Raw genomic sequence first — 20,297 nt, 5'->3', positions numbered from 1 at the left:
GGGCATGCCGCCATGGGGGAGAATCGTGACGTGTCTGGAAGGCGGCGTGAGCACCCGAACGCGGAACCGGGCCGTCGTCATCCCCCCGGACCATCCGGTGAGCACCCCGGCATGGCCAACTATCCGAGTGACGAGGAACTCGCCTACCGCGGCGCCGGCCGTCGGCCCCCGGACCCGACGCCGAGCGCCAACCGCTACCTGCCGCCGCTGGACTCCGAGCGCGGCCGCTCAGCGGGCCGATCCACACCGCCGCCGCGATCCCGCGGTGTGGGTGACAGCGCCGGCGAACGCATCACCGTCACCCGCGCTGCCGCGATGCGCAGCCGCGAGATGGGCGAGCGGATGTACTCGATGGTGCACCGTGCCGCGATCGCCGATGGGGCCGACGAATCCGGCCTGACCGCGCTGACCTGGCCCGTGGTGGCCAACTTCGCCGTCGACTCCGCGATGGCGGTGGCACTGGCCAACACACTGTTCTTCGCGGCCGCCACCGGCGAGAGCAAGGGCAAGGTGGCGCTGTACCTGCTGATCACGATCGCGCCGTTCGCGATCATCGCGCCGCTGATCGGACCCGCCCTCGACCGGGTGCAGCACGGTCGGCGCGCGGCGCTGGCCATGTCGTTCATGCTGCGGACCGCGCTGGCGATCGTGCTGATCATGAACTACGACGGCGCCACCGGCAGTTATCCGTCGTGGGTGCTCTATCCGTGCGCGCTCGGGATGATGGTGTTCTCGAAATCCTTCAGCGTGCTGCGCAGTGCGGTGACGCCACGGGTCATGCCGCCCACGATCGACCTGGTGCGGGTGAATTCGCGGCTGACGGTGTTCGGATTGATCGGCGGCACGATCGTCGGCGGCGGCATCGCCGCCGGGGTGGAGTATGTGTTCACCACGCTGTTCGAGTTGCCGGGCGCGTTGTTCGTGGTCGTGTTCGTCACGCTGGCCGGCGCCTCGCTGTCCATGCGGATACCGCGGTGGGTGGAGGTCACCGAGGGCGAGGTGCCTACCACCTTGACCTACCACGGCCACAGCGGGCCGCTGGGCGGACGGCCCGATGATGCGGCCACCGAGCCGATCAGCTCACCGCGACAACCGTTGGGCCGCAACATCATCACCTCGCTGTGGGGCAACTGCACTATCAAGGCGATGGTCGGCTTCTTGTTCCTGTACCCGGCGTTCGTCGCCAAGGCGCATCAGGCCAGCGGCTGGGTCCAGCTCGGCATGTTGGGCACCATCGGGGCGGCGGCCGGCATCGGCAACTTCGCGGGGAACTTCACCGCAGCGCGCCTGCGGCTCGGCCGGCCGGCGGTGCTGGTGGTGCGGGCCACGATCGCGGTCACGGGCGCGGCCCTGGCCGCCGCGGTGACGGGCAACCTGATCGTCGCGGCGGTGGCCACGCTGATCACCTCCGGGTCGAGCGCGATCGCCAAGGCGTCGCTGGACGCGTCGCTGCAGGACGATCTGCCCGAGGAGTCGCGGGCCTCGGCGTTCGGCCGGTCGGAATCGGTGCTGCAGCTGGCCTGGGTGATGGGCGGCGCCGTCGGCGTGCTGGTGTACACCGAACTGTGGGTCGGGTTCACCGCGATCAGCTCGCTACTGATCCTGGGCCTGGCGCAGACCATCGTCAGCAATCGCGGCGGTTCACTGATCCCCGGCTTCGGCGGAAACCGTCCGGTGCTGGCCGAGCAGGAGGGCGCATCGGCGGTGACCGACCAGTGACACGTTGGGTCCGCTGGGTTCTCGTCGTCGTCGTGGTGCTGGCGTCGGCGGGTGCGGGGGTAGCCGCCTGGGCGCTGACCCGCGGCAGTGCCGAGACGATGCCCGAGATCAGCGTCTACTCGCATGGCCACTCGGTTCGGGTGGGGCCGTATGTCTACTGCAACGTGGTCAACCTCAACGAGTGTCAGAAGTCGCAGACGCAGGGCGAGCTTGCGGTGGACGCGCGCTATCCCATTCAGCTGTCGGTGCCGGCCTCGATCGGCCGCGCACCCTGGCGTCTGCTGCAGGTCTACGAGGACGAGAGCAACTCGACCAGCACGACGTTCCGTCCCAATACCCGCCTGGCCGTGACGATTCCGACGACGGATCCGCATCGCGGCAAGCTGACCGGGATCGTGGTCCAGCTGCTCACCCTGGTGCAGGACCCCAAGGGCGAGCTGCACGACGCGCCGCATGCCGAGTGGTCGGTGCGCGCCGTCTGGAGCTAACCGGCGCCGTGACCGGCTGTCACCCGCTCGCCCTCACGGGTCGGGCCCGATCAATGTTCCCCGTTCGCCGAACGTGGAGCTACTGCTGGAAATCCACCGCTAAGCGTCGAGTTCGCGGGCGACGGCCTTGACAACCTCGGAAACCCGGCGCGCGACCTTGCGGTCGGGGTAGCGGCCCTTGCGCAACTCGGGCTGCACCGCGCCTTCGAGCAGCGTGATCATGTCCTCGACCATGCCGTGCAGCTCATCGGGGCTGTGCTTGCGCTCCGCGGCGGCCGCCTCGCGGCGGGTCCGGGTGATGCTCGGCGGAGGGTCGATCAGCTTGACGCTCAACGCCTGCGGGCCGCGACGGCCGGAGGCCACGCCGAACTCCACCTTCTGACCCGCTTTGAGACCTTCCACGCCGTCAGGCAGCGCCGAGGCACGCACGTAGACGTCCTCGCCGTCCTCCTGGGACAGGAAGCCGAAGCCCTTCTCGGCGTCGTACCACTTCACTTTGCCGGTCGGCACTGGTCTCACCTGCTTGTCTGACGGATCCGTGACAACGTGACAAAGCGCCCCACCGGTGCAGGACGCGCGTGGGAGATCCTACTCGGGAAGAAGAGACGGCCGAGCACCCCTGTTCAGTTCGGTAGGCTGGCCTAACCCCTGGAGGAGACATGCGCCTGGTCCTGAACATTATCTGGCTGCTGTTCGGCGGACTGTGGCTGGCGCTGGGCTACGCACTGGCCGCTCTGGTGTGCTTCCTTCTCATCATCACCATTCCGTTCGGGTTCGCCGCGCTGCGGATCGCCTCCTACGCGTTGTGGCCGTTCGGGCGCACCATCGTCGAGAAGCCCGGCCCCCGGCCGGGCGCGGTCATCGGTAACGTGATCTGGATTCTGCTGTTCGGCTTGTGGCTGGCGATCGGCCACATCGTCAGCGCGGTAGCGATGGCGATCACGATCGTCGGCATCCCGCTGGCCCTGGCCAACCTCAAACTGGTGCCGGTGTCGCTGGCGCCGCTCGGCAAGGAGATCGTTCCCGTCGACCAGACCAAGGCGGGCGTATGACGGTGACTGCGCTCGGGCTGCCCGCGATGCGCCGCGAGCCACCAGCGGGCATGCCCCTGGCCGGCCCGCTGGTCGACACCTTCGGACGGGTCGCCACTGATTTGCGGGTCTCCCTGACCGACCGCTGCAACCTGCGCTGCACCTATTGCATGCCCGCCGAAGGACTGGACTGGCTGCCCGGTGACGAGCTGCTCTCCCGCGACGAGCTGACCCGCCTGCTCAGCCTGGCCGTCACCCGCCTCGGTATCTCCAGCGTGCGCTTCACCGGCGGCGAGCCGCTGCTGTACAAGGCGCTCGAGGAGGTCGTGGCCGCCACCGCCGCGCTGCGACCCCGCCCTGAGATCGCGCTGACGACCAACGGCTTGGGCCTGTCCCGGCGCGCAAAAGCCTTGGCCGCAGCAGGACTGGACCGGGTCAACGTCTCCCTGGACACCTGCGACCCGCAGCGCTTCACCGCCATCACGCGTCGCGACCGCCTTTCCGACGTGCTCGACGGACTGGCCGCCGCGGGCGCCGCCGGATTGCGGCCGGTGAAGGTCAATGCCGTGCTCGACTCAGAATCCGGTCTCGACGACGCAGTGGAACTACTCAGATATTGCCTGCGGTTCGGCTATCAGCTGCGGATCATCGAGCAGATGCCGCTGGACGCCGGTCACCAGTGGCGCCGCGATGCGGCATTGCGCGCCGACGAGATCTTCGCCGCGCTGGCGTCGCACTTCGAGCTGACAGCGGACCCGGCGCCGCGCGGGTCCGCCCCGGCACAACTGTGGCGGGTCGACGGCGGCCCAGCCGCGGTGGGCATCATCGCCTCGGTGTCGCACGCGTTCTGCTCGGCATGCGACCGCACCAGGCTGACCGCCGACGGTCAGGTACGCAACTGCTTGTTCGCCACCGAGGAGACCGACCTGCGTGCGTTGTTGCGCAGCTGCGCCGACGACGACGCGCTCGAGGCGGCGTGGCGCGCCGCGATGTGGCGCAAGGCGGCCGGTCACGGCATCAACGATCCCGGCTTCGTCCAGCCCGAGCGCCCGATGAGCGCGATCGGTGGGTAACGTGACGGCGCCGTTGAAGCCCGTGGAGGTGACCGTTCGGTTCTTTGCGGCGGCACGCGCGGCCGCCGGCGCGGAATCGGATCTGCTCACCTTGGCCCCGGGTGCGACGGTCGCCGATCTGATCGGCGAACTTTGTTGCCGGGGTGACGAATTGGCACGGGTGATACAGAGGTGTTCGTATCTGTGCGATGGCGTCGCGGTCCGAAACCGGGCCATCTGCCTGCAATCCGGACAGATCGTGGATGTATTACCCCCGTTCGCCGGCGGATGAGCATGATTTGCGTCACATCACGATCAGGTCACGAGATGCCCACGGTCAGATTGACAGCCTGATCTACCAGGGACAACGTCCCCTCTTCGTGGGCCTTTAGACCTCTTTTAAGGTTTGCCGGTAGCAGAAACGCCAGATTTTGCAAAAGGTGACTGCGCTCTCGACACCCGTTACCGTCTGTCGGAGGTCGGCCCCCTCAACCAGGGCAGGCCCTCCCCGCCCCAAGCGCCGAGCTCCATCCATGGAGCGGGGAGACCGACGACAACCGTGGATGGAGGCGGGGGACCCAACCGGTCCACCGTAATCGGACTCGGAGCCCCTAGCGGCTCCTTGGGGTGAAGCCGACGTCGTTTCCATCCGGAAACAACCCGGCCGGGCAACCTCTCCAGCCCGAACCCGACAGCTGACCTCGCAGGCGCATCCAGAGAGGAATACACCGACATATGAGTGGACGGCATCGCAAGCCCACTTCTTCGTCCATCAGCGCCGCCAAGATTGCCTTCACCGGTGCCGTCATCGGCGGCGGCAGCCTTGCGCTCGCTGGCCAGGCTCAGGCGGCCCCCGACGCCGAATGGGATCAAGTGGCCCGCTGCGAGTCCGGCGGCAACTGGGCCATCAACACCGGCAACGGCTACCAGGGTGGCCTGCAGTTCTCCCCCGGCACCTGGGCCGCGCACGGCGGCACCCAGTACGCGCCGGCCGCGAACATGGCCACCAAGGACCAACAGATCGCCATCGCCGAGCACGTTCTGGCCACCCAGGGCAGGGGCGCGTGGCCTGCGTGCGGTCGCGGCCTCTCCGGTGCCACGCCGCGCAACGTCGTCAACGAGCCGGCTCCGGCCGCTCCGGCACCCGCCCAGGTCGAGAACGTCTCCAACGACGCCGTCCCACTCGACGCCCCGCTGCCCGACGCCCCGCTGCCCGACGCCCCGGCGCCCGCACCGGAGGCGCCCGCACCGGAGGCGCCCGCCCCCGCGCCCGAGGCCCCGGCTCTCGAGGCCCCGGCTCCGGAAGCTCCGGCACCGGCAGACGCGCCTGCCCCGCCGGCCGAGGCGCCGGCCCGCCCCGCAGCCTCAGATCACCGACGTCGCGACGCAGGACGCACAGCCGGCCGCCGCGCCGGTCATCGACACCGCGCTGCAGATGCCCGCTCCCCAGGCTCCCGCGTTGCCGGACGAGCAGACCGTCGTCATCGAGGCCACGTCCATCCACGCCCTCCCGCTGGCCCCGGCCGACCCGGCCGTGCCGCCGGTCCTGCCGACCACCCCGGCCCCGGTACCGGCTCCGGCGGATTCCGCCGCTGCCCCGGTCGCCGCCGGCACCAACGTCGACGCCTCGGCCCAGCCCGGTGGCGTCCAGCTGCCAGACGGAGTTCCGCACCTGTCGAGCCCAGACAACCCGCCGCCCGGCACCACCGACGTCCCGGTCGGCTCCCAGTCCGGTCCCAACGTCACCTACCTCAAAGAGCTGTGGCACGCGATCCAGACTCAGCAGGTCAGCCGCGGCGACGCCCTGCTGGCGTTGACGCAGCGTCCGCTGAACACCCCGGTGACCAACGATCCGAGCCTGGGCAGCGCCCCGGCTCCGGCCGACCCGAACGCACCGGTGCTGGTTCCGGGCGACCCCGCTCCGGCCGCTCCGGATCAGTAAGGCCTCAGGCCGAGTTCACCCACTCGTCGGTCCCATCGGCGAAGAACTGGTGCTTCCACACCGGTAACCGCTCCTTGATGGTGTCGACGAGTCGGGCACAGGTCTCGAACGCTGCCCCTCGGTGGTCAGCCGCAACGGCGGCCACCAGGGCGGCGTCCCCGACGTGTAGCGTCCCGATGCGATGGCTGGCCGCCATCGCCCGCACGCCGGTGGCCGTACCGGCCACTTCGGCGAGCACCTCGAAGAGCGTCTGCTCGGCCAGCGGGTGCGCCGAGTACTCCAGACGCACCACGTCACGACCGCCGTCGTGGTTGCGCACCACACCGGCGAAGCCGACCACCGCCCCGGCGGCGTCGCTGGCGACAAGCTCCTCGTGTTCGGTGAGCGAGATGGGGCCGTCGACAAGTGCGGCCCGCAGGATTCGGGTCATCGGGGGTGATCTCCTCCGGCCAGTTGGTCCAGGGCATGATCGAGGACGTCGGCCAGGACCGACAGGCCGTCGCGGACGCCGCCCGACGAGCCGGGCAGGTTCACGACCAGGGTGCGTCCGGCCACCCCGCACACCCCGCGGGACAGTATCGACGTAGGCACCTTCGGCAGTCCCGAACGCCGGATCGCGTCGGCGAGACCGGGAATCTGGTAGTCGAGGACACCCAAGGTGGCTTCCGGGGTGGCGTCGGTCGGCGAGATCCCGGTTCCCCCCGAAGTGATCACCACGTCGGCACCGTCGTCGATGGCCGCGCGCAACGCGTCGCCGACCGCACCACCGTCGACCACCACCGCGGCCGACGGCACCTCGAATCCGCGGTCGGTGAGCCACTCGACGACGATGGGCCCGCAGCGGTCCTCGTAGACGCCGGTAGCCGCGCGGGTGGAGGCGATGACGACGCGCGCCGACCGACTCACGTTGAACGCGTCCAGACGCCGGTCTTGCCGCCCTCCTTGCGCAGCACCCGGATGTCGTCGAGGCGCGCGGCCGGGTCGACGGCCTTGATCATGTCGAAGAGCGTGAGAGCGGCGACGCTGACAGCGGTCAGGGCCTCCATCTCGACGCCGGTGCGGTCGGTGGTGCGCACCGAGGCGGTCAGCCCGACCTCGCTCTCCCCGATCGCGAACTCGACGTCGACGCCGGTGAGCGCCAGGGGATGGCACAACGGGATCAGGTCACTGGTGCGTTTGGCCGCCAGAATCCCCGCGATGCGGGCGGTGGCGAGGGCGTCGCCCTTTGGCAGGCCGCCGGACGCGATGCGCGAGACCACCTCAGCGGTGGTGTGCACGGTCCCGGCCGCCACGGCCGTGCGGGCGGTGACAGCCTTCTCGGTAACGTCGACCATGTGCGCGGCACCGTGCTCGTCGACGTGAGAGAGGCGGCGCTGCGGCCCGCTGGTCACCGCTACCGGTTGACGACGGTAACCGGGTGCAGGTACGGCAGGTCGGAAGCCGGCAGCGGGAACGTGAGGTCGCCGAACGGGGACAGTGCGCCCACCCGGTCGGCGGCCAGTTCGCTCACCGCGTGGTCCTCGGGGTCCCTCGTCGGCCAGCCGTTGTCGACATACCTGGACTTACTCTTCTCAGCCACGGCATCATTCTGACACCAGTCACGCCGAGGTGTGAACATGGCCGCCTGTCTTAGGCTGGTCAGCAATGACCCAACCTCCCGCTCCAGCAGCCGTGCCGCTGGGCGCCTGGCTCGCTGAGCGCTCCGACGAGCGGCTGATCCGCCTGTTGGAACTTCGGCCGGACCTCGCCCAGCCCGCCCCGGGCAGCATCGCGGCCCTTGCCGCGCGGGCTGCGGCGCGCCAATCGGTGAAGGCCGCCACCGACCAGCTGGACTTCCTGCACCTGGCGGTGCTCGATGCGCTGCTGGTGCTGCACGCCGAGACCGCCCCGGTGCCGGTGGCGAAGCTGGTCACGCTCATCGGTGAGCGGGCCACCGAGCAGTCGGTGCTTGCCGCCCTCGACGACCTACGCGAGCGTGCCCTGGTGTGGGGCGAGGGCGCGCTGCGCGTTTCGGCGGAGGCGGCCGCCGGACTGCCCTGGTATCCCGGGCAGGTCATCCTCGAGGATGTCTCCCGGCCGGCGCCGGAAATCGCCGATGCCATCGACGCGCTCGACGAACCGCAGTCGGAGTTGCTCAACCGGCTGCTGATGGGTTCGCCGGTAGGCCGCACCCGAGATGCGGCGCCGGGCGCGCCGCCCGACCGGCCGGTGCCCCGACTGCTGGCCGCCGGGCTGCTGCGGCAGGTCGACGAGGACACCGTGATCCTGCCGCGCCACGTCGGACAGGTGCTGCGCGGCGAGGAGCCCGGCCCGGCACACCTGGTTCCACCGGACCCGGTGGTCAGCACCACCACGGCCGCCGACACCGACGCGTCGGCAGCGGGCGCCGTGCTGGATCTGATCCGTGAGATCGAGCTGGTGCTCGAAACCCTTTCCGCCACACCGGTTCCCGAGTTGCGCAGCGGCGGCATCGGAGTCCGCGAAGCCAAGCGGCTGAGCAAGCTCACCGGGATAGACGAACAACGGCTGGGCCTGGTTCTGGAGGTGTGCGCCGCCGCCGGGCTGATCGCCAGCGGCATGCCCGATCCCGAACCGCCGGACTCCTCGGGCCCGTACTGGGCGCCGACGGTGGCCGCCGACCGGTTCCTGGAGACCCCCACCGCGGCGCGCTGGCAACTGCTGGCCAGCACGTGGCTGGACCTGCCGGCGCGGCCGGGCCTGATCGGCAGCCGCGGCCCGGACGGCAAACCCTATGCGGCGCTGTCTGATTCGCTGCACTCCACCGCGGCACCGCTGGATCGTCGGCTGCTGCTGGAGTTGCTCGCCGAACTGCCGACCGGCTCCGGGGTCGACGCCCGGCACGCGGCACAGGCGCTCATCTGGCGACGGCCGAGGTGGGCGGCCCGGCTGCAACCCGGCCCGGTCGGGCATCTGCTCTCCGAGGCGCACGCCGTGGGCCTGATCGGCCGCGGAGCGTTGAGCACGCCGGCCCGGGTGCTGCTTGCCGACAGTCCCGACGCCGCCATCGATGCGATGACGAAGGTCCTGCCCCCGCCGATCGACCACTTCCTGGTTCAGGCCGACCTGACCGTGGTGGTACCCGGCCCGTTGCAGCGCGACCTCGCCGAGCAGCTCGCCACCGTGGCCACCGTCGAGTCGGCGGGCGCGGCGATGGTCTACCGGGTCAGCGAGCAGTCCATCCGGCATGCCCTCGACGCCGGCCGCACCGCCGGAGGGATGCACAGCTTCTTCGAGAAACACTCCAAAACCCCTGTCCCCCAAGGGCTCACTTATCTGATCAACGACGTCGCGCGGCGGCACGGCCAGCTGAGAGTGGGGATGGCGTCGTCGTTCGTCCGGTGTGAGGACCCGACGCTGCTCGCCAGCGCGATGGCCGCACCCGCACTGGAACATCTCGAGGTGCGGCTGCTGGCGCCGACGGTCGCGGTGTCGCAGGTGCCGATCGCCGAGGTGCTCGCCGCGCTGCGGAGAGCCGGCTTCGCCCCGGCCGCCGAGGACTCCTCGGGCACGATCGTCGACATCCGCCAACGCGGTGCGCGGGTGCCCGCCCCGCAGCAGCACCGGGCGTTCCGGTCGCCGCCCAAACCGAACCAGGACACGTTGGCCGCGGTGGTGTCGATGTTGCGCCGGGCGGACTTCGCGCCGTTCGCCAACCTGCGGCTGGACCCGGCCGTGGCGATGGCGCTGCTGCAGCAGGCGGCCATGGAGAACAAGGACGTGGTGATCGGTTACGTCGACGCCGCCGGGGTGGCCACCCAGCGCGTGGTGCGTCCGCTGGGAGTGAACGGTGGCCAATTGGTGGCCTGGGACGAGACGCAGGGCCGGCCGCGGGAGTTCGCCGTGCACCGGGTCACATCGGTGATGTCGGCGGACGCCGGATAATGGCCCTATGACGAGCGACGGCCCCCTGATCGTGCAGTCCGACAAGACGGTGCTGCTCGAGGTTGACCACGAGCTGGCCGGCGCCGCCCGGGCGGCCATCGCCCCGTTCGCCGAGCTGGAGCGGGCGCCCGAGCACGTGCACACCTACCGCATCACGCCGCTGGCGCTGTGGAACGCGCGCGCCGCCGGCCACGACGCCGAGCAGGTGGTCGACGCCCTGGTCAGCTTCTCCCGCTACGCCGTCCCGCAGCCGCTGCTCGTCGACATCGTCGACACCATGGCCCGCTACGGCCGCCTACAGCTGGTCAAGCACCCCGCGCACGGGCTGAGCCTGATCAGCCTCGACCGCGCGGTGCTCGAGGAGGTGCTGCGCAACAAGAAGATCACCCCGATGCTCGGCGCCCGCGTCGACGACGACACGGTGATCGTCCATCCCAGCGAGCGCGGCCGGGTCAAGCAGATGTTGCTCAAGATCGGCTGGCCGGCCGAGGACCTGGCCGGCTACGTCAACGGCGAGGCCCACCCGATCAGTCTCGAGCAGGACCGCTGGGAGCTGCGCGACTATCAGCAGATGGCCGCCGACTCCTTCTGGGCGGGTGGTTCGGGGGTGGTGGTGCTGCCCTGCGGCGCGGGCAAGACACTGGTCGGCGCGGCGGCCATGGCGAAGGCCGGCGCGACCACGCTGATCCTGGTGACCAACACCGTGGCCGGTCGGCAGTGGAAGCGCGAACTGGTAGCGCGGACGTCGCTGACCGAGGACGAGATCGGTGAGTACTCCGGCGAGCGCAAGGAGATCCGCCCCGTCACCATCGCCACCTATCAGGTGATCACCCGTCGCACCAAGGGCGAGTACAAGCACCTGGAACTCTTCGACAGCCGCGACTGGGGGCTGATCATCTACGACGAGGTGCACCTGCTACCCGCCCCGGTGTTCCGGATGACGGCGGATCTGCAGTCGCGCCGGCGCCTCGGGCTGACCGCCACCCTGATCCGGGAGGATGGCCGCGAAGGCGACGTCTTCAGCCTGATCGGGCCGAAGCGCTACGACGCACCGTGGAAGGACATTGAGGCGCAGGGCTGGATTGCACCCGCCGAATGCATCGAGGTCCGGGTCACGATGACCGACAACGAGCGGATGACGTATGCCGTCGCCGAGCCCGACGAGCGCTACAAACTGTGCTCGACCGCGCACTCGAAAATCGCCGTGGTCAAATCGATCCTGGCCCGCCATCCCGACGAGCCGACACTGGTGATCGGCGCCTACCTCGACCAGCTCGACGAACTCGGCACCGAGTTGAACGCCCCGGTGATCCAGGGCTCGACCAAAAACGCCGAGCGGGAGGCGCTCTTCGACGCGTTCCGCCGCGGCGAAGTGCGGACCCTGGTGGTGTCAAAGGTGGCGAACTTCTCCATCGATCTTCCGGAAGCCTCTGTCGCCGTTCAGGTTTCGGGTACGTTCGGCTCGCGACAGGAGGAGGCCCAGCGCCTCGGACGGCTGCTGCGGCCCAAGCACGACGGCGGCGGTGCGGTGTTCTACTCCGTCGTCTCCCGCGACAGCCTGGATGCGGAGTACGCCGCGCACCGGCAGCGGTTCCTGGCCGAGCAGGGCTACGGCTACGTAATCAAGGACGCCGACGACCTGCTGGGACCTGCGATCTAGCGCCGAGCAGCCGCAAAGTGCGCCATTTTGTCGGCGTGTCGGAGCCTTTTGCGTCTGCTCACGGAGGGACTAGACGTGCGGTCCAACGGATTTCACGACGGTCAGCAGCACGGCGGAGTCGTCCAGTGCGTGCAGGCCGTGCCGCGACTGCGGGATGACGATGTGATCGCCGGTGCTGCCCTCCCAGTGCGCCTGCGCACTGGCGACGCGGACTCTGCCGTGCAGCACCTGCAGGGTCGCCTCGCCGGGGCTTTCGTGTTCGTCCAACTCGCTGCCCGCGGTCAGCGCGATCAGGGTTTGGCGCAGCGAATGCTCGTGGCCGCCGTAGACGGTGTGCGCGCTGCGGCCACTGCTGGCTGCACGGGCGGCCTCGAGTTGCTCGCGCGCGAGTGAGGTGAGTGAAACCTTGTTCATCGTCGGTGCCCCTTCTAGACGACCGGACATGCCATCGAGCGTTTCACCGATGGATCGTCCAGCTTGCGATCCGTTGAAATCAAGCCATGACCAACAACACCATTCTCGTCATCGGCAGCACCGGCAAGACCGGAAAAGGGGTAGCAAACGAGTCGTTCCGGCTCGGCGATTTCACCCCGCAGAACGGCGTCGCACACCCGCGCCTGAGCCAGGTCTGCGGCGTGAGCGCGACGTGCGCACGCCGCGGCCGCGTCTCCGACGCGAAATCGATAGCGCCCGCACGATCGGCGATCAGAGAAGCGCCGGGATGACATCGCGCTCGAACAACTCGATTCCTGATCGGTCGTACGCGGCCTCGGGGAAGTAGCAGATCGCGTACTCGCATCCGAGCTCACGCATGCGCTGTAGCTTCTCGATGACCTGTTCGGTCGTGCCGCTCGCGGAATCGGGTGACGTGACCATCGCCAGCCTACTGTCGACAGCGGCTTCGTTCGCCTTGGCAACCTGCCTGGCGCGCAGCCGGGCCACCCGGTCGGCGACGTCGGCGTCCGATTCACCGACCACGGCGTCGAAGTTGACCGAACGCACGATCGCGCCGTAGTCGGTGCCGACATCGCGGCAGTGCTGCTCAAGCACCCGCGACTTGTGCGCGAACCCCTCGGGCTCGGATGTGAAATTTGTGTACTGCGCGTACTTGGCCGCGATGCGCAGCGTCACCTTCTCGCCGCCGCCCGCAATCCACAGCGGAATCCCGCCGTCCTGCAACGGTTTCGGCTCAACGATTGCGCCGTCGACCTGATAGTGCTTACCGTCGAAGCTGACGGTGCCGTCACGCCAGGCGTCGCGCATGATCTGCACGCCCTCGTCGAGCCGGCCCAGCCGCACCCCTGCGGACGGGAACCCGTAGCCGTAGGCGCGCCACTCGTGCTCGTACCATCCGCCGCCGATACCCATCTGGATGCGGCCGCCGGAGATGATGTCGGCGGTCGCCGCGACCTTCGCGAGGTAAACGGGGTTGCGGTAGCTCATCGCCGTGCACATCTGGCCGAGCTTGATCCGCGACGTCGTCGCCGCGTACGCCGACATCAGCGACCACGCCTCGTGGGTGGCCTCGCTCGTCGGCACCGGCACGGTGTGGAAATGGTCGTAGACCCACAGCGAATCCCATGGGCTGTCGTCGGCGTATGCCGCGAGGTCACGCATCACCGGCCACTGCTTGTCGGCGGGAATGTCCACCAGATCCAGACGCCAACCCTGCGGAATGAACAGTCCGAAGCGCATGAGGTCACTTTATGCGCAACCGTTGTCGTGCCGGGCGAAACCCCGTCGAACGGAGATCCGCATGAGCCGCAGCCGGACCGTGACCGCCGAGGCGAACCCGTATGTCTGGCCGCAAGACGGTGACATCCCCGGGGACCGAACGGCGTTGATCAACATCGGCTGGCAGGTCGACTTCTGCGGAAAGGGCGGCGACGTCGATGCGATGGGCTACGACTTGTCGCGGCCGCGTCAGGTTGTGCACCATCATGTGCGAGAAGTCGTTGATCTCCGCCAGTCCGTGGTGGTGCGGCTTGGCCGCGGTCGGCATCTCGAGGTGCCGGCGGTCAGCTTCGTCCGCCGCGGCCAGACACGCTTGCGGGTCGGTGGCTACCGATTTCTGCGACACGGTCGTGATCCCGCAACAATCACAGCCCTTCCGTAGAAATCGACGGCCGCAGTGACCTCCCCCGCCGCGACTAGCCTGGCGTACATGGCCCTCTCCAAGGAAGAACGCGAACAGTTTCTGGCCGAACCCCACATCGCCGCGTTGTCGGTGAGCGCGGGCGACAAACGCGGACCGTTGACCGTGCCGATCTGGTACCAGTACACGCCGGGCGGCGAGCCGTGGCTGATCACGGGCAACGGCTCGCGCAAGCACCGACTGATCGAGACGCAGAGGCAGTTCACGCTGATGGTCGACCGTGTCGAACCCACCGTGCGCTACGTCGCGGTCGACGGTCAGGTCAGCCGCATCGAGCCCGGCACCGACGAGCAGCTCGTCGAGTTGACCAAGCGCTATCTGCCGCCCGACAAGGTCGACGGCTATCTGGAGTTCGCGCGCCGCGAGCACGGCGAGAGCGTGGCGATCTTCCTCGAGCCCCGGCACTGGCTGTCGGCCGATCTGGGGGCGATCTGACCGTGTCGTCGAAACGCCTGCTGTTCAACGCGATGTACCGGCTCGGAATCACGCCGTGGGATGAACACCCGCTGGCCCCGCGCCTGCTGGAGCTCATCGAGGGCGACGCCGCCCTGCCCCCGGGCACCGCGCTCGACATCGGCTGCGGCACCGGCGACTCCTCCATCTACCTCGCGCGGCACGGTTGGAAGGTCACCGGTGTCGACTTCGTACCCAGGGCGTTGGACAAGGCCCGCGCGAAGGCCGCGGCCAAGCGCGCGGCGGTCGACTTCGCCCATGCCGATGCCACGCGCCTGCGCGCCGACGGCGTCGGGACGGACTTCGGTCTGATCGTCGACAACGGCTGCCTGCACGGCATGAGCGACGACGACCGCGACGCCTACGTTCGTGAGGTCACCGCGGTCGCGGCGCCGGGCGCACGGCTGCTGATCGTCGCGGTCACGCCGGGGTCGTTCCCGGTCCGCGGAATCGCGCAGGCGGACGTCGAACAGCGCTTCGGCCGCGACTGGGAGTTGCTGTCCACCGGACACGACCAAGGGCTGTCCGTGAACGACAGGTTCGACGCGCGCTCCTACCTGTTCGCGCGCCGCTCGTAGAGCGCGGTGACGTCGGGACCGCGTCCATGCGCACACCGAACCAGCGAATTCGGTTGCGGCCCTCGAACTCGATGCCCGGTCGGTCGCCGCAGCTCGTCGGGACCGCCGCGAACTTTTCGGTAAAGCTTTCGGGCACGTCGCCAATGTCGCTCGCGGCAGAAACTACAGCAGCGAGGCCGGCGGGTTGAACCGCTCGCCGTACTTGGCCGCCAGCTCCTTGGCCCGGGCCACGAACCCGGCCTTACCGCCATGCGGGTAGCCGACGATCAGCTGCGCGGCACCACCGGTCCACGGCGGGAAGCCGATGCCCATGATCGAGCCGATGTTGGCGTCGGCGGTCGAGGTGATGACGCCCTCGTCCAGGCACTTCTGGGTTTCCAGCGCCTCGGCGAACAGCATCCGGTCGATCATGTCCTGCAGCGGCGGCTGCGAGGTGCCGGACTTGAAGGTCTCCCGCAGGCCGGGCCACAGCCGGGTGCGCTTGCCGTCGACGTACTCGTAGAAGCCGGCGCCGGAAAGCCTTGAGGGACGGCCGATCTCGATCATTTTCTCGACGACGGCCTCGGCCGGGTGCGGCTCGTAGGCGCCGCCGGCGTCCTCGACACCCTTGCGGGTGGCGACGGCGATCTTGTGCATCAGTTCGAGGTTGAGCTCATCGGACAGCTGCAGCGGCGGTGCCGGGTAACCGGCCTGGGCCCCCGCATGCTCGATCGACGCCGGCTCGACACCCTCGCCGAGCATCGCCAGCGCCTCGTTGACGAAGGTGCCGATGACGCGACTGGTGTAGAAGCCGCGGCTGTCGTTGACCACGATCGGGGTCTTGCCGATCGCCAGGGTGTAGTCGAACACCCGGGCCAGCGCGTCGGCAGAAGTCTTCTCGCCCTTGATGATCTCCACCAGTGGCATCTTGTCGACCGGCGAGAAGAAGTGGATCCCGATGAAGTCCTCCTGGCGCTTCACACCGCTCGCCAGACCGGTGATCGGCAGCGTGGAGGTGTTCGAGCCGAGGATCGCGTTGGGCTCGACGATGTCCTCGATCTCCTGGAACACCTTGTGCTTGAGCTCCTGGCTCTCGAACACGGCCTCGATCACGAAGTCGACTCCCGCGAAGTCCGCGGCATCGGCCGTCGGGGTGATCCGGGCGAGCAGCGCGTCGGACTGCTCCTTGGAGGTCTTACCCCGCTCGAGGGCCTTGGCCTCGAGCTTCTCCGAGTAGCCCTTGCCCTTCTGCGCGGCCTCGCGGGTGACGTCCTTGAGCACCACGTCGAAACCGGCCTTGGCCGAGACGTAGGCGATGCCCGCTCCCATCATACCGGCGCCGAGTACACCGATCTTCTTGATCGGGGTCTTGCCGATGCTGTCGGGCCGCGAGCCACCGGAGTTGATGGTCTGCAGGTCGAAGAAGAACGCCTGGATCATGTTCTTGGCGATCGGGCCGGTGACCAGCTCGGTGAAGTAGCGGCTCTCGATGCGGCTCGCGGTGTCGAAGTCCACCTGCGCACCCTCAACCGCAGCGGCCATGATGGCCCGCGGCGCGGGCATCGGGGCACCCTTGAGCTGGCTGCGCAGCAGCGACGGGAACGACGGCAGGATCGCGGCCAGCGCCGGGCTGCTCGGGGTGCCACCGGGCATCTTATAGCCCTGGGCATCCCACGGCTGGGTGTGCACCTCGGGGTTGGCCTTGATCCACGCCTTGGCGGCAGGCACGAGTTCGTCGACGCTGCCGACGATCTCGTCGATCAGACCGAGTTCCTTGGCCTGGGCCGGCTTGAACCGGTTGCCCTGGGACAGCACGCTCATGAACGCGTTCTGGATGCCCAGCATCCGGACGGTGCGGGTGACGCCGCCGCCACCGGGCAGCAGGCCCAGGGTGACTTCGGGGAACCCGACCACAAGACCCTTCACGTCGGCGGCGATGCGGTGGTGACAGGCCAGCGCGATCTCCAGGCCGCCGCCCAGCGCCGCGCCGTTGATGGCCGCGACCACCGGCTTGCCGAAGGTCTCCAGGGTGCGCAGGTCGCGCTTGACGGCCTCGACCATCGCGAACGCATCTCCGGCATTCTCCGGGCCGAGATTGATCATGGCCTTGAGGTCACCGCCGGCGAAGAAGGTCTTCTTGCCGCTGGCGATCACCACGCCGGTGATCGAATCCTTCTCCGCGACAAGGCGTTCGACGGCCTTGTGCATCGACTCCTGGTAGTGCTCGTTCATCACGTTGGCCGAGCCGGTCGGGTCGTCCAGCGTCAGCGTGACGATGCCGTCGGCATCCTTGTCCCACTGAATAGTGTTTTCTGCCATGGTCTTTCGCTTACTCCCTTATTCCAGGCTCTAGACGCGCTCGATGATGGTGGCCACGCCCATGCCGCCGCCGATGCACAGCGTGATGAGCGCACGTTTGGCGCCGCGGCGTTCGAGCTCGTCGACCATGGTGCCGGTGATCATGGCGCCGGTGGCACCCAGCGGGTGGCCCATCGCGATGGCGCCGCCGTTGACGTTGAGCTTCTCGCTGGGGATGTTCAGGTCCTTCTGGAACTTCAGCACCACCGACGCGAACGCCTCGTTGAGCTCGAACAGGTCAATGTCGTCGACGGTCAGACCGGCGCGGTCGAGCACCTTCAGCGTGGCCGGCGTCGGGCCGGTCAGCATGATGGTCGGGTCGGCACCGGTGGTGGCGGTGGCCACGATGCGGGCGCGCGGGCTCAGATTTTGAGCCTTCCCTGCACTTTCGGAGCCCACCAGCACCAGCGCGGCGCCGTCGACGATGCCGGAGCTGTTGCCGCCGGTGTGGACGTGGTTGATCTTCTCGATCCAGTGGTACTTCTGCAGCGCCACGTCGTCGAAGCCGGCCATGGCGGCCAGCGCCTCGAAGGCGGGCTTGAGCTTGCCCAGGTTCTCCATCGTGGAGTCGGGGCGCATGTGCTCGTCATGGTCGAGGATCAGCAGACCGTTCTGGTCGCGGACCGGGACCACGCTCTTGGCGAAGTAGCCGCCCGACCAGGCCGCTGCGGCCCGCTCCTGGGACTGCAGCGCGTAGGCGTCGACGTCGTCGCGGGAGAAGCCCTCGATGGTGGCGATCAGGTCGGCACCGATGCCCTGCGGGACGATGTAGGCGTCGTAGGACGTGGCGGGGTCGGCCATCATGGCGCCGCCGTCGGAACCCATCGGGACGCGGCTCATCGACTCCACACCACCGGCCAACACCAGGTCGTCCCAGCCCGAGCGCACCTTTTGTGCGGCGATGTTCACAGCCTCCAGGCCGGAGGCGCAGAACCGGTTGAGCTGGACGCCGCCGACCGTGTCGGGCATGCCGGCCGCGATCACCGCGGCGCGGGCGATGTCGCCGCCCTGGTCACCGACCGGGGTGACGCAGCCCAGGATGACGTCGCTGATCAGGCTCTCGTCGAGATCGGGGAAGCGTGAGCGCAGCTCGTTGATCAGACCGACGACCAGATTCAGCGGCTTGACCTCGGTCAACGAGCCGTTGCGCTGCTTGCCGCGCGGAGTGCGGATGGCCTCGTAGATGAAAGCTTCTTCGGACATGATTCGTGCCCTTCCTGTCCTGTTCGGATTGTTCGGGGTCCGGCGCTTCGGAGCCTAGTCCTCTCTGAAGGCACCCTAACAGCCCACTCGGCCAACCTGTTGGTTGGGCGTCTGACGTGCTGGAACTGCGCCGCGCGGCGCGCCGATTTCATCCCCGGCGCCACACCCGGCCAGCGCCCTAGACTCAGGGCAACATGAGGCTGGGCAACATGAGGCTGGGCATCGACTTCGGCACCACGCACACGGTCGCGGCAGTGGTCGACAGAGGCAACTATCCCGTCGTGTCGTTCGACGGAGCCGACACGTGGCCGTCGTTGATCGCGGGCAGCGTCGCCGGCAAGCTGCGCTTCGGATTGGACGCCGCCGCGGTGCGCCATACCCCCGGCTGGTCGGTGCTGCGGTCGTTCAAACGCCTGCTCGACGATGCCGGACCAGACACCGAGGTGACCCTGGCCGGTCACTCCTACCCGGTGCCCGATCTGCTGACCAGATTCCTGGCCCAGCTACGCAGTGATCTGCACCGCCGCTCGAATGCCGGGCTGCCGAAGCGCGAACGAGTCGAAGCCGCCATAAGCGTGCCCGCCAACGCTTCCAGCGCGCAGCGTTTCCTGACGCTGGACGCCTTCACCCAGGCAGGCTTCGACGTGGTCGCACTGCTCAACGAGCCGTCCGCAGCAGGGTTCGAATATGCCCACCGATACCGCTCCACGATCACGGCCAAGCGCGAATACGTCTTGATATACGACCTCGGCGGCGGCACTTTCGACGCCTCGCTGCTGAGAATGACGGGGACCCTCAACGAAGTGGTGACCAGCCAGGGGATCCGCCACCTCGGTGGTGACGATTTCGACGAGGCCATCGTCGAGCTGGTTCTGAAGAATGCGGGACTGCGCGACATCGGTTCCGACGCCCGCGAGGCGATACTCGACGAATGCGTCGCCCGCAAGGAAGCGATGGGCCCCAACACCCGCCGCTTCCTGGTCGACCTCTCGATGGTGGATCATCCGACATTTTCCTGCGGCGTGGACGACGTCTACGCCGCCTGCGCGCCGTTGGTCCAAAAGACAGTCGACGCGTTGGCACGGGTCCTCCAGGACCCGGGTCGTGACAGTGTCCTGGACTGGGCTGAGGTCGCCGGCATCTACGTTGTGGGTGGCGCGGGCAGCTTCCCGCTCGTCAGCCGGATGCTGCGCGCGGCATTCGGCGACAAGCGGGTCAAGCGGTCCCCGCATCCGTTCGCCGCCACCGCCATCGGGTTGGCCGGTTTCCTCGACAAGGAAGCCGGATACACCCTGTCGGAGCGACTCTCCCGACACCTCGGGGTGTTCCGTGAAGCGCAGGCGGGCACCGATGTCGTGTTCGACCCGATCCTGCCGAAGGACACCGCTCTTCCCGCTGAGGGTGAACCGCCGCTCGTAGTGACCCGTAGCTACCGCGCCGCCCACAACATCGGACGGTTCCGCTTCGTGGAGTGCAGCCGGATCATCGACGGCCGCCCCGACGGTGACGTGACCCCGTACGCCCCGGTCTTGTTCCCGTTCGACCCTGACCTGCGGGCCGACCGGAATCTGGCGCGCCGGCCGGTCATTCGATGGAATGCCGCGCCCGACGTGGAGGAGCGTTACGTCATCAGCTCCGGCGGTGGCGTCGAGGTGTCGCTGACGACCCGGCCGGACGGTTTCACCCGCCGCTTCCGGCTGGCCCGTGGCGCTGCGTAACCACCATTCCGGTCAGCTCACCGACGATGTCGGCCACCGACATCGCACACCTCGACCC

General features: G+C 68.6%; 22 protein-coding genes, 1 pseudogene and 1 riboswitch. Of the genes and pseudogenes, 14 read left to right on the top strand and 9 right to left on the bottom strand.

The features are described 5' to 3' along the window. Window positions 1-12 precede the first annotated feature (12 nt). A complete protein-coding gene (locus tag K9U37_RS06695) occupies window positions 13-1,719 on the top strand; it encodes an MFS transporter (protein WP_372489407.1) in 1,707 nt (568 codons plus the stop codon). After that, window positions 1,716-2,207: a DUF2771 domain-containing protein gene (locus tag K9U37_RS06690; RefSeq protein ID WP_243071034.1), complete on the top strand. Its 492-nt coding sequence runs from the start codon at window positions 1,716-1,718 to the stop codon at window positions 2,205-2,207. Before K9U37_RS06695 ends, K9U37_RS06690 begins: the two co-directional genes overlap by 4 nt. 99 nt (window positions 2,208-2,306) lie before the next feature. Here the strand turns inward: K9U37_RS06690 and K9U37_RS06685 are convergent, their stop codons facing one another. Then, entirely contained in the window at window positions 2,307-2,717 is a 411-nt protein-coding gene (locus K9U37_RS06685) for a cold-shock protein (protein ID WP_243071033.1), read from the bottom strand. A 149-nt stretch (window positions 2,718-2,866) separates the two neighbouring features. Here K9U37_RS06685 and K9U37_RS06680 point away from each other — a divergent pair, with 149 nt between their 5' ends. The 5 genes and pseudogenes from K9U37_RS06680 to K9U37_RS20655 all read left to right on the top strand — a co-directional run bounded on the left by K9U37_RS06680 (window position 2,867) and on the right by K9U37_RS20655 (window position 6,232). Then, complete coding sequence (locus tag K9U37_RS06680; RefSeq protein WP_243071032.1) at window positions 2,867-3,259, top strand: YccF domain-containing protein; 393 nt, start codon at window positions 2,867-2,869, stop codon at window positions 3,257-3,259. Further along, a complete protein-coding gene (moaA, locus tag K9U37_RS06675) occupies window positions 3,256-4,311 on the top strand; it encodes a GTP 3',8-cyclase MoaA (RefSeq protein ID WP_243071031.1) in 1,056 nt (351 codons plus the stop codon). Before K9U37_RS06680 ends, moaA begins: the two co-directional genes overlap by 4 nt. Continuing rightward, entirely contained in the window at window positions 4,304-4,582 is a 279-nt protein-coding gene (locus K9U37_RS06670; protein ID WP_243071030.1) for a MoaD/ThiS family protein, read from the top strand. Before moaA ends, K9U37_RS06670 begins: the two co-directional genes overlap by 8 nt. A gap of 249 nt (window positions 4,583-4,831) precedes the next feature. Continuing rightward, window positions 4,832-5,016: riboswitch (cyclic di-AMP (ydaO/yuaA leader) on the top strand. Window positions 5,017-5,025: 9 nt separating this feature from the next. Then, window positions 5,026-5,307: pseudogene (locus K9U37_RS20660) on the top strand (transglycosylase family protein); the annotation flags it as partial. Between the two features lie 418 nt (window positions 5,308-5,725). Then, window positions 5,726-6,232 (top strand): hypothetical protein, encoded by a 507-nt coding sequence (locus tag K9U37_RS20655; RefSeq protein WP_243071029.1) that lies wholly within the window; start codon window positions 5,726-5,728, stop codon window positions 6,230-6,232. A gap of 4 nt (window positions 6,233-6,236) precedes the next feature. Here the strand turns inward: K9U37_RS20655 and K9U37_RS06655 are convergent, their stop codons facing one another. Genes K9U37_RS06655 through K9U37_RS06640 form a run of 4 tightly spaced genes read right to left on the bottom strand, consistent with a single transcriptional unit; the run spans window position 6,237 to window position 7,811 of the window. Beyond that, window positions 6,237-6,662 carry a molybdenum cofactor biosynthesis protein MoaE gene (locus K9U37_RS06655; protein WP_243071028.1) on the bottom strand — a complete coding sequence of 142 codons (426 nt, stop codon included), beginning with the start codon at window positions 6,660-6,662 and terminating at the stop codon, window positions 6,237-6,239. Continuing rightward, window positions 6,659-7,138, bottom strand: coding sequence for a MogA/MoaB family molybdenum cofactor biosynthesis protein (locus K9U37_RS06650; protein ID WP_243071027.1), 480 nt, complete (start codon window positions 7,136-7,138; stop codon window positions 6,659-6,661). The genes K9U37_RS06655 and K9U37_RS06650 overlap by 4 nt, the downstream gene beginning before the upstream one ends. Then, window positions 7,135-7,566 (bottom strand): cyclic pyranopterin monophosphate synthase MoaC, encoded by a 432-nt coding sequence (moaC, locus tag K9U37_RS06645; protein WP_243073254.1) that lies wholly within the window; start codon window positions 7,564-7,566, stop codon window positions 7,135-7,137. The genes K9U37_RS06650 and moaC overlap by 4 nt, the downstream gene beginning before the upstream one ends. A gap of 59 nt (window positions 7,567-7,625) precedes the next feature. Further along, window positions 7,626-7,811 (bottom strand): hypothetical protein, encoded by a 186-nt coding sequence (locus K9U37_RS06640; RefSeq protein ID WP_243071026.1) that lies wholly within the window; start codon window positions 7,809-7,811, stop codon window positions 7,626-7,628. Window positions 7,812-7,876: 65 nt separating this feature from the next. On the opposite strand from K9U37_RS06640, the gene K9U37_RS06635 reads away from it, so the two are divergent. Together K9U37_RS06635 and K9U37_RS06630 are read left to right on the top strand one after the other, a co-directional pair. Then, entirely contained in the window at window positions 7,877-10,135 is a 2,259-nt protein-coding gene (locus K9U37_RS06635; RefSeq protein WP_243071025.1) for a helicase-associated domain-containing protein, read from the top strand. A 7-nt stretch (window positions 10,136-10,142) separates the two neighbouring features. Next, window positions 10,143-11,795: a DNA repair helicase XPB gene (locus tag K9U37_RS06630; protein ID WP_243071024.1), complete on the top strand. Its 1,653-nt coding sequence runs from the start codon at window positions 10,143-10,145 to the stop codon at window positions 11,793-11,795. 69 nt (window positions 11,796-11,864) lie between these two features. Here the strand turns inward: K9U37_RS06630 and K9U37_RS06625 are convergent, their stop codons facing one another. Continuing rightward, window positions 11,865-12,209 (bottom strand): cupin domain-containing protein, encoded by a 345-nt coding sequence (locus K9U37_RS06625; protein WP_243071023.1) that lies wholly within the window; start codon window positions 12,207-12,209, stop codon window positions 11,865-11,867. An 86-nt stretch (window positions 12,210-12,295) separates the two neighbouring features. Here K9U37_RS06625 and K9U37_RS06620 point away from each other — a divergent pair, with 86 nt between their 5' ends. Next, window positions 12,296-12,520 carry a hypothetical protein gene (locus tag K9U37_RS06620; RefSeq protein WP_243071022.1) on the top strand — a complete coding sequence of 75 codons (225 nt, stop codon included), beginning with the start codon at window positions 12,296-12,298 and terminating at the stop codon, window positions 12,518-12,520. On the opposite strand, the gene K9U37_RS06615 is transcribed toward K9U37_RS06620, so the two are convergent. Continuing rightward, window positions 12,501-13,490 (bottom strand): LLM class F420-dependent oxidoreductase, encoded by a 990-nt coding sequence (locus K9U37_RS06615; protein WP_243071021.1) that lies wholly within the window; start codon window positions 13,488-13,490, stop codon window positions 12,501-12,503. The genes K9U37_RS06620 and K9U37_RS06615 overlap by 20 nt on opposite strands. A 61-nt stretch (window positions 13,491-13,551) precedes the next feature. Here K9U37_RS06615 and K9U37_RS20380 point away from each other — a divergent pair, with 61 nt between their 5' ends. The 3 genes from K9U37_RS20380 to K9U37_RS06600 are packed head-to-tail and all read left to right on the top strand — an operon-like array spanning window position 13,552 to window position 14,981. Next, entirely contained in the window at window positions 13,552-13,911 is a 360-nt protein-coding gene (locus K9U37_RS20380) for a hypothetical protein (RefSeq protein ID WP_372489405.1), read from the top strand. 48 nt (window positions 13,912-13,959) lie between these two features. Next, window positions 13,960-14,385: a pyridoxamine 5'-phosphate oxidase family protein gene (locus K9U37_RS06605; RefSeq protein WP_243071020.1), complete on the top strand. Its 426-nt coding sequence runs from the start codon at window positions 13,960-13,962 to the stop codon at window positions 14,383-14,385. A 2-nt stretch (window positions 14,386-14,387) separates the two neighbouring features. After that, complete coding sequence (locus K9U37_RS06600) at window positions 14,388-14,981, top strand: class I SAM-dependent methyltransferase (RefSeq protein WP_243071019.1); 594 nt, start codon at window positions 14,388-14,390, stop codon at window positions 14,979-14,981. A gap of 162 nt (window positions 14,982-15,143) precedes the next feature. Here the strand turns inward: K9U37_RS06600 and K9U37_RS06595 are convergent, their stop codons facing one another. Next, the gene (locus tag K9U37_RS06595) at window positions 15,144-17,279 is read right to left on the bottom strand and encodes a 3-hydroxyacyl-CoA dehydrogenase NAD-binding domain-containing protein (RefSeq protein ID WP_243071018.1); all 2,136 of its coding nucleotides are present in this window, start codon (window positions 17,277-17,279) and stop codon (window positions 15,144-15,146) included. 30 nt (window positions 17,280-17,309) lie between these two features. Next, on the bottom strand, window positions 17,310-18,521 hold the full coding sequence (locus tag K9U37_RS06590; protein WP_243071017.1) for an acetyl-CoA C-acetyltransferase: 1,212 nt from the start codon (window positions 18,519-18,521) through the stop codon (window positions 17,310-17,312). A gap of 209 nt (window positions 18,522-18,730) precedes the next feature. On the opposite strand from K9U37_RS06590, the gene K9U37_RS06585 reads away from it, so the two are divergent. After that, the gene (locus K9U37_RS06585; RefSeq protein ID WP_243073253.1) at window positions 18,731-20,239 is read left to right on the top strand and encodes an Hsp70 family protein; all 1,509 of its coding nucleotides are present in this window, start codon (window positions 18,731-18,733) and stop codon (window positions 20,237-20,239) included. Window positions 20,240-20,297 lie beyond the last annotated feature (58 nt).

This window comes from Candidatus Mycolicibacterium alkanivorans (genome assembly GCF_022760805.1).
In the GTDB taxonomy this organism is placed as follows: Bacteria; Actinomycetota; Actinomycetes; order Mycobacteriales; family Mycobacteriaceae; genus Mycobacterium; species Mycobacterium alkanivorans.
This window is presented reverse-complemented; position numbering and strand designations above follow the sequence as displayed.

Bases quoted from the DNA above. Each gene is read 5' to 3' on its own strand.
- K9U37_RS06695 (WP_372489407.1), top strand. From the start codon at position 13: ATGGGGGAGAATCGTGACGTGTCTGGAAGGCGGCGTGAGCACCCGAAC.
- K9U37_RS06680 (WP_243071032.1), top strand. From the start codon at position 2,867: ATGCGCCTGGTCCTGAACATTATCTGGCTGCTGTTCGGCGGACTGTGG.
- moaA (WP_243071031.1), top strand. From the start codon at position 3,256: ATGACGGTGACTGCGCTCGGGCTGCCCGCGATGCGCCGCGAGCCACCA.
- K9U37_RS20655 (WP_243071029.1), top strand. From the start codon at position 5,726: ATGCCCGCTCCCCAGGCTCCCGCGTTGCCGGACGAGCAGACCGTCGTC.
- K9U37_RS06655 (WP_243071028.1), bottom strand. From the start codon at position 6,662: ATGACCCGAATCCTGCGGGCCGCACTTGTCGACGGCCCCATCTCGCTC.
- moaC (WP_243073254.1), bottom strand. From the start codon at position 7,566: ATGGTCGACGTTACCGAGAAGGCTGTCACCGCCCGCACGGCCGTGGCG.
- K9U37_RS06635 (WP_243071025.1), top strand. From the start codon at position 7,877: ATGACCCAACCTCCCGCTCCAGCAGCCGTGCCGCTGGGCGCCTGGCTC.
- K9U37_RS06630 (WP_243071024.1), top strand. From the start codon at position 10,143: ATGACGAGCGACGGCCCCCTGATCGTGCAGTCCGACAAGACGGTGCTG.
- K9U37_RS06625 (WP_243071023.1), bottom strand. From the start codon at position 12,209: ATGAACAAGGTTTCACTCACCTCACTCGCGCGCGAGCAACTCGAGGCC.
- K9U37_RS06620 (WP_243071022.1), top strand. From the start codon at position 12,296: ATGACCAACAACACCATTCTCGTCATCGGCAGCACCGGCAAGACCGGA.
- K9U37_RS06615 (WP_243071021.1), bottom strand. From the start codon at position 13,490: ATGCGCTTCGGACTGTTCATTCCGCAGGGTTGGCGTCTGGATCTGGTG.
- K9U37_RS20380 (WP_372489405.1), top strand. From the start codon at position 13,552: ATGAGCCGCAGCCGGACCGTGACCGCCGAGGCGAACCCGTATGTCTGG.
- K9U37_RS06605 (WP_243071020.1), top strand. From the start codon at position 13,960: ATGGCCCTCTCCAAGGAAGAACGCGAACAGTTTCTGGCCGAACCCCAC.
- K9U37_RS06595 (WP_243071018.1), bottom strand. From the start codon at position 17,279: ATGGCAGAAAACACTATTCAGTGGGACAAGGATGCCGACGGCATCGTC.
- K9U37_RS06590 (WP_243071017.1), bottom strand. From the start codon at position 18,521: ATGTCCGAAGAAGCTTTCATCTACGAGGCCATCCGCACTCCGCGCGGC.
- K9U37_RS06585 (WP_243073253.1), top strand. From the start codon at position 18,731: ATGAGGCTGGGCATCGACTTCGGCACCACGCACACGGTCGCGGCAGTG.